This window comes from Carboxylicivirga longa (assembly GCF_050589825.1).
Lineage (GTDB): Bacteria > Bacteroidota > Bacteroidia > Bacteroidales > Marinilabiliaceae > Carboxylicivirga > Carboxylicivirga longa.
Genome location: NZ_JBNGOZ010000055.1, coordinates 1 through 1,758 on the forward strand (window position 1 = coordinate 1; position 1,758 = coordinate 1,758).

Genomic DNA, 1,758 nt, shown 5'->3' on the forward strand with positions numbered 1-1,758 from the left:
AATAATCATGTTTAACTATTTACTTTGATACGTATTTAGTAAACCACAAACTAACGATGCTTTATTAGCCATTGTTGGCATTTCGTTATTTTTTCTAGAGAGCGTCTTTTATATTTTGAAGCTTTTCTTGCCATTGGTAATGAATACTCAAAAAAGCTAACAGATTATTAATTCCATGAGCAATTATTAATGGCCATAGCTTCTTAAAATTGATGTAATATATTCCAAATACTAAAGCTATTGCAGGTATACTAATTAATAAATACCAACCTTGATATGTATGGAAAGAGAGCCTAACAAGCATACTAAAAATAATCACTAATACAGGGTTTAGCCTTTCTAAACGTTTAAATAGATACCCAATAAGTAATAATTCTTCATAGATTGAATTTATTACAATAATCATTGTCAAACTCAGCCAATCGGCATTTATTGTAAGGTTTGGCTTATTCCCTGAATTTATTACATCTGAGCCTAGAATTGTTGAAATTCCAAAAGTAATATTGATTAAGAAGTTAGTGATGTAGAAAAGCAATACTGCAATGAAAATCATTCGAAATTTAAAGTTTAGATTAAAGTCGGATAATTTCCAGCCACGGTATTTTAAGAAAACTCCAATGATGGTCAATATTATGATTTGATACAGAGTATTATAATACGTTCCGTAATCTGTAACTTGAATTTCTTTGGAAGTATACCCGTATAAAAAGCTAAGTGTCGAATTATACGCTAAAAATCCAAATCCTAGCATTAAAACAATTATTAATTCTAACTTCGAATTATAAATAGACTTCTCTTTTTTCTCTTTCTTTATTTCGCTTGTCTTTAATGAATTTCGACGATTTACTTCTTCTATAATTAATTGTTTCTCTTCCCCAAAGTAATAGTTAAGTTCCTTGGATAACTGTTCGATTTCTTTATCTGACTTGCTTTGAAGTTTAATTTTTAATTCGCTAATCATATTGGTTATTGAAAATCAAATTCGTTAGGGTATGTGGTTTAATGAATGCCAACGGCCTGCCGCATGGCGACGTAAGGCGAATGTTGACCTCACCAACCTTTCAAATAGGAGGGAAGCCAAAGCGTTGTATTTGGTTTTATCTTTTTCCTTGTGTTTAGCCAAATCAACGATTTGGCGGAGCTGAACGAAGTGGTGAACCTTCGGAACCGCAGTAATCGCCTTATGCGCTATGGCGGTTTGTTGGGCGCTGCGATTTAATTTACTTTTCGGTTATGTGCATCAAAAACGGGCTGAAAATCTTTACGTTATTCATCTTTTTTCCGTCTAAACAGCTTTGTATTCTAGGTCTTGGCGCGCTCTAGTCCGTATGCGTAATTTTGAAGTCCGGTTACACTTAAACCACGCGGGAAACTGAGTCCGAATAGAGCTGCCCAAAAGTCGCGCTGCAAATCGGAAATCCGGCTGCCTGGCTAAAAAAATGCCGGCCGGGATTAGTCCGCCGTGTCCGTTTGGAAGTCCCAGTCCCGCTACGTTTTGTTTGCGAGTCCGAAAATGCGCGCCTTAGTTTTAAATTGCTTTGACATTAAACCACTTTTCCCGATTTTACGGTTTTGCGTCCCGTTTTTGTTTGTCATAATCGAAGCGCTCCGTTCGAGCTCGTTGCGCCCAACGGCCTGCCGCATGGCGGCGTAAGGCGAATGTTGACCACACCAACCTTCTAAAAAGGAGGGAAGCCAAAGCGTTGTATTTGGTTTTAACTTTTCATTTTGGATAGCCAAATCAACGATTTGGCGGAG

General features: G+C 36.8%; 2 protein-coding genes. Both read right to left on the reverse strand.

Annotation, left to right across the window (positions count from 1 at the left end):
• Positions 1-94: 94 nt before the first annotated feature.
• Positions 95-961, reverse strand: a complete 867-nt coding sequence (locus ACRD7A_RS18985) for a CPBP family intramembrane glutamic endopeptidase (protein WP_430812969.1) — start codon at positions 959-961, stop codon at positions 95-97.
• A gap of 527 nt (positions 962-1,488) precedes the next feature.
• Positions 1,489-1,758 (reverse strand): hypothetical protein (locus ACRD7A_RS18990; protein WP_430812968.1); only part of this gene is annotated, 270 nt, incomplete at its 5' end.